Annotated in this window: 7 protein-coding genes; all 7 read right to left on the reverse strand. The window is 53.8% G+C overall.

Annotated features, from left to right (window positions below):
- The coding region (locus tag ABEA02_RS04190; RefSeq protein WP_345531593.1) for a hypothetical protein at positions 1 to 213 on the reverse strand (213 nt) is incomplete at its 3' end.
- 145 nt (positions 214 to 358) lie between these two features.
- Complete coding sequence (locus ABEA02_RS04195) at positions 359 to 805, reverse strand: hypothetical protein (protein WP_345531595.1); 447 nt, start codon at positions 803 to 805, stop codon at positions 359 to 361.
- Between the two features lie 188 nt (positions 806 to 993).
- A complete protein-coding gene (locus ABEA02_RS04200; protein ID WP_345531596.1) occupies positions 994 to 1,287 on the reverse strand; it encodes a hypothetical protein in 294 nt (97 codons plus the stop codon).
- A 165-nt stretch (positions 1,288 to 1,452) separates the two neighbouring features.
- A complete protein-coding gene (locus tag ABEA02_RS04205; protein WP_345531598.1) occupies positions 1,453 to 1,950 on the reverse strand; it encodes a hypothetical protein in 498 nt (165 codons plus the stop codon).
- Positions 1,951 to 2,049: 99 nt separating this feature from the next.
- Complete coding sequence (locus tag ABEA02_RS04210) at positions 2,050 to 2,535, reverse strand: contact-dependent growth inhibition system immunity protein (RefSeq protein WP_345531600.1); 486 nt, start codon at positions 2,533 to 2,535, stop codon at positions 2,050 to 2,052.
- 693 nt (positions 2,536 to 3,228) lie between these two features.
- On the reverse strand, positions 3,229 to 3,552 hold the full coding sequence (locus ABEA02_RS20145; RefSeq protein ID WP_425584661.1) for a DUF4288 domain-containing protein: 324 nt from the start codon (positions 3,550 to 3,552) through the stop codon (positions 3,229 to 3,231).
- Positions 3,553 to 3,669: 117 nt separating this feature from the next.
- Positions 3,670 to 4,365, reverse strand: a complete 696-nt coding sequence (locus ABEA02_RS04215; RefSeq protein WP_345531601.1) for a hypothetical protein — start codon at positions 4,363 to 4,365, stop codon at positions 3,670 to 3,672.
- Between the last annotated feature and the right edge of the window lie 344 nt (positions 4,366 to 4,709).

Raw genomic sequence — 4,709 nt, forward strand, 5'->3', positions numbered from 1 at the left:
AGTGAATTTTTGATTGTTCGCTTGCACGATTGAAACTGCGCCCGAGCGATGAACGACCAACTGTTTCTCGTGCGCGGACAAGCCATTCTTGTCGCGCCAGATCGTTCGTGACTCAAGCTCATCCCGAACGTCCGAGCCCTCAAACCCCGCGTGCGATTGCGCCAAAGAAAGTGCGGAAGAGGGCCTTGAAAAATGCTGCCTGAAGAGCCGCACCAGTATTGCCTCTCCGGGCAGACCGTAGCGAGAGGCCCGCAACGAAACGAGCGGCTAACGTTTGACGTGAGGGGCGGCCGGAGCCGCGAAGCGGCGGAGGGTATTTGCAAGCGCAGCTTGCAAACCGTCCCTCTCGACGGAATTGTTAGCCCACGAACGGGCGAAGGTCTTCTTTGGCATACCTCTTACCAACCTTCTTCCCATTTTCTTCAATGGTGAAGAACCACTTCCTTTCCTTGTGATGCCAAGCAAAGTCGATGACAGAGCCAATATGTGGGGTGATGTTCTTTGCGTTCACAACCACCTCCACTTGATCTCCCTTGTCAAATTCAGGCGGTGGTTTTCCTTCTGACACTTCATCGTCAGTGAGGCTCATCGCTATCTCTTGAAGCGACGGGTACGGACGAAGAGCTGCTTCAAGCTCGGGGCGGCTCAATGCCATGGAAAAGAGCCCGTAGCTCAAATACCACGACACGATGGATGTGGTGCCTACCAAATTTGCGTTTGGGGCGGCTAGAAAATCTTGAAGCTGGCCCACTAACCAAGCCAACCTTGAATCCCTCCCGCACACCGGTTGATCATCGGAACTCATAAGGGCTAACGTGGAAGTAAGCGGACGCCGAAGCGCGAAGCGCGGAGGGAACCACAAGCGCAGCTTGTGGCGGTCCGCTTGACTGCAGGGTTAGGCGATTTTGCATTCGTGGAATTCACTCCAACGTCAATACCAAGGGGTTGAAACCCAACGACATTCTGTGCAACTACCATGAACAGCGTTGCTCATCATGCTGAGTCTTGCCCACGATTCAGCATGATTGCAATGCACTCCTTTGCTCGATCTACACCACCCTCCAAAATTGGCGCATGTGTCAATGCTGATAGTTGCGAAGCAAGCTCTGCCGCCTCAAGCCATGACAGCGTGGAGGACTGCCCTGAATAGATAACTCGCGGCTCATGCCAACCCAGGCGATTGAAATTTTGATCTCGATGAACTGGCAGGTTGAGCTGAAACTGATCACCGTTAGTGGCGGCTAATAGCATGAAGTACGAGCCGCCATCTCTAATGGTGTCGGCCATAAGTATTTTTGCGGGGGCAGGATGCTTCATAGAAGTTGCCTAACGTGGAAGTAAGCGGACGCCGGAGCGCGAAGCGCGGAGGGAACCACAAGCGCAGCTTGTGGCGGTCCGCTTGACTGTAGGGTTAGGCGATTTTTGCATCGGTGTATTGCACTTTAACTTTATTTAAAGTTGTGCCGCACTAGGGAAGAGCGTTGATGCGTGTTCGCACATGAACTGGATGGTTCGTAAGAGCGGAAACTGCTCTGGTACAGCCTCCTTAGCGATTTTGCGATACTTTAGCTCCGCGACGATAAGGCCCAGCAGATCAGAGACAGCCCAGACTTTACCGCCAGCAAGTTCTTCGCGTGGCCTATTCTTCAGCAAGCCAAACATTGCAATTTGCTCAATGGGTGTGCCGGCCTTAAACCCAGGGATCATGGATGGAATGTACTTGCGTCCGGCGTTGAACTTTTTGACGTATCGCCTCTCGCGCTCGGCCCAAGAGTTCGCATCCATAGAGGGCTCAATGTGAATCACATGACCAGTCGTTGGGTGAAAAGCGACGATGTCGAGTTCACATTCATAGCCCCCTCCCGACCGCAGCCCAACATGGGTGTTGCGGCGGACAAAGTAGCCTTGGTATTCGTACCACTCGTAGGTCAGCTGTTCAAGGTGGTTCATGTGCTGCCTAACGTGGAAGTAAGCGGACGCCGGAGCGCGCAGCGCGGAGGGCACTGCAAGCGCAGCTTGCAGCGGTCCGCTTGACTGCAGGGTTAGGCGTCATTTGCATCGCTCCAAAGCTTGCCTGATACAGCTACCGACCACTGTGGGTGTGGACGACTTTGCGAGAGATATTGTGTCTTCATCCTCGATGTCTCTACCACTCCAAGCCTCTCCTCTTTCCTTTCTTGTCGGACTTAAGCTAAGGATTCCTTCACGAACAGAGGCATGGCAAAGCTTCATGCCTTTAAACGCCTTCTGTCGGGTCATGCCGAGAGCAGAAAGAAGCTTGCCTACCCATGCTTCGTAAAACTCCTCGCTGACCTTTAGATCAAAGAATGATCCCAATTCCTCCGGTCTTATGACTCGACTTTTTTCCAGAGACGAAAGCAACGCCTGACCCAACTCTTCATCACTGCAGGATGCCGGAAGAAAGAAATCCAAGCCTTGCGGATCATAGGCACTTCTTCTGAGGCCAGATGCGGTGCTAATGCAAATCAGATTGTGATTGAAACGAACTCTAGCCCACTGGGTTGCCAAAGACATGGGTCAGACGCCTAACGTTTGAGGTAAGGGGCAGCCGGAGCTGCGCAGCAGCGTAGGGAACCACAAGCGCAGCTTGTGGCTGTCCCTTTGACCGAATTGTTAGCCGCGACTGACTGTGACACCGGCATTGCCCTTGGGTTGGAAACTGCGCCCAGCATAACGATTGGCTTTGCTCGTCGCAATCATCTCGGCCACTGAAGCAGCCCGTGCCGCCACAGTGTTGCGTGCCTTTGCTCGCGGCGTGAGCCGCCTGACCCTACCGCACTCTCCTGACCCGCGAAGCTGACCGATGAAGCCAGTGAATTTTGATTGTTCGCTTGCACGATTGAAACTGCGCCCGAGCGATGAACGACCAACTGTTTCTCGTGCGCGGACAAGCCATCCTTGTCGTGCCAGATCGTCCGTGACTCACCCTCATCCCGAACGTCCGAGCCCTCAAACCCCGCGTGCGATTGCACCAAAGAAAGTGCGGAGGAGGGCCTTGAAAAATGGTGCCTGAAGAGCCGCACCAGTATTGCCTCTCCGGGCATGCCGTAGCGAGGTGCCCGCAACGAAACGAGCGGCTAACGTGGAAGTAAGCGGACGCCGGAGCGCGACAGCGCGAAGGGAACCTGCAAGCGCAGCTTGCAGGCGGTCCGCTTGACTGTAGGGTTAGACGGCTGTTTCGCTCTCGGCATGGTTTTGAAGGTGAAGCTAGGAGACTGGTGGTTCAGGTGTGTATTTGAACTTGGCATATCTATTGGAGTAGAAATCCTCCAGCGTTGCTTCTGATTCAAATAGCTCCGACCACAACTCGTATCCATCGATTAGATTTTCTCCGTCTTGTTCATAGCCTACTTGTTCAGGATGAGATGTGAAGCCCCCTTGTTCCTCATACGCCTTAGATTCTAGGGCGGCCTTCTTGTGAGCGTCCGTCCATGACTCTGCATTGAAGCAAACAACGCGCTCTTCAAACACGTTATTGCCATTTGGTTTTTCGCCAAATTTATAGACAGTTCGTATTGCGTACCAAGGCATTTGGGGAATGACGTCTAACGTGGAAGTGAGGGGCAGCCGGAGTGCGGAGCACGAAGGGAACCAACAAGCGCAGCTTGTTGGCTGTCCCTCTCGACTACAGGGTTAGACGGCTGCTTGCTATTTGAGTGCGGTAGGAACTTCATACTCAGTGAGAGGCGATGACAAATCTTTGGGGTCTAGTTCGATGGCAGACAACTTTGTGCCTGTGGAGTAAAGAATGAGCAGCCGACCGGAGGCTAATAGCGTTGCTTCATTCAACCGATCCGCGTTGTCGACAAGAACGCGATAGTTCTTCCCATTTGGCGAAGACACGGCAATCCGCTTTGTGTCGGACGCTGTTAGCCTGTCATCGCTGTTGGTGTCTTTGTCGATCGTGACATGAACGAAAACAATGGCATCCTTTTTCTTCTCGCCATAGTCCGTAGAAGGAAGGGCGATTGAGCTGAGGATCACACTATCCATCGAAGGGCGAAGCCATGACGCAGAACGCGTTGCAGGCTCAAAGTAAAGGTAGTTTCGGGTAGAGCCCGCTTCCTTTGAGCCCGAGCCGAGGGCATAGGTTTGATTCACTGTGAGTGGCGCGCGTAGCGCCGAACTCCCAGGAATCTCCTCAAAGGACCCTAGCTCCGCCGTACTTGCTTGAACTTCACCGAGCGCAACATTTGCAACATTGTCGACCTGGCGGGTACGCATTGCGTCTTTAAGCAACATGTAGCCAAGTATCGACAAGACCGAGCCCGCAATCAGGCCGACAAGCAAGATGATGACGGAGTTTATCCGCCAGATACGAGCAAATAGTTTATGAGTTTGCATAGGGCGAAAACTAAAGCCGTCTAACGTTTGAGGTAAGGGGCAGCCGGAGCGCGAAGCGCGGAGGGCACCTGCAAGCGCAGCTTGCAGGCTGTCCCGTTGACCGATTGGTTAGCCGCGACTGACTGTGACACCGGCATTGCCCTTGGGTTGGAAACTGCGCCCAGCATAACCATTGGTTTTGCTCGTCGCAATCATCTCGGCCACTGAAGCAGCCCGTGCCGCCACAGTGTTGCGTGCCTTTGCTCGCGGCGCTAGCCGCCTGGACTATAGAGCGCTCCTGACCCGCGAAGCTGACCGATGAAGCCAGTGAATTTTTGATTGTTTGCTTGCACGATTGAAACTGC

The sequence above is a fragment of the Viridibacterium curvum genome (genome assembly GCF_039544165.1).
In the GTDB taxonomy this organism is placed as follows: Bacteria; Pseudomonadota; Gammaproteobacteria; order Burkholderiales; family Rhodocyclaceae; genus Viridibacterium; species Viridibacterium curvum.

What these genes read in the sequence shown, in the direction of transcription:
- ABEA02_RS04195 (WP_345531595.1), bottom strand. Translation starts at nt 805, where the DNA reads ATGAGTTCCGATGATCAACCGGTGTGCGGGAGGGATTCAAGGTTGGCT.
- ABEA02_RS04200 (WP_345531596.1), bottom strand. Translation starts at nt 1,287, where the DNA reads ATGGCCGACACCATTAGAGATGGCGGCTCGTACTTCATGCTATTAGCC.
- ABEA02_RS04205 (WP_345531598.1), bottom strand. Translation starts at nt 1,950, where the DNA reads ATGAACCACCTTGAACAGCTGACCTACGAGTGGTACGAATACCAAGGC.
- ABEA02_RS04210 (WP_345531600.1), bottom strand. Translation starts at nt 2,535, where the DNA reads ATGTCTTTGGCAACCCAGTGGGCTAGAGTTCGTTTCAATCACAATCTG.
- ABEA02_RS20145 (WP_425584661.1), bottom strand. Translation starts at nt 3,552, where the DNA reads ATGCCTTGGTACGCAATACGAACTGTCTATAAATTTGGCGAAAAACCA.
- ABEA02_RS04215 (WP_345531601.1), bottom strand. Translation starts at nt 4,365, where the DNA reads ATGCAAACTCATAAACTATTTGCTCGTATCTGGCGGATAAACTCCGTC.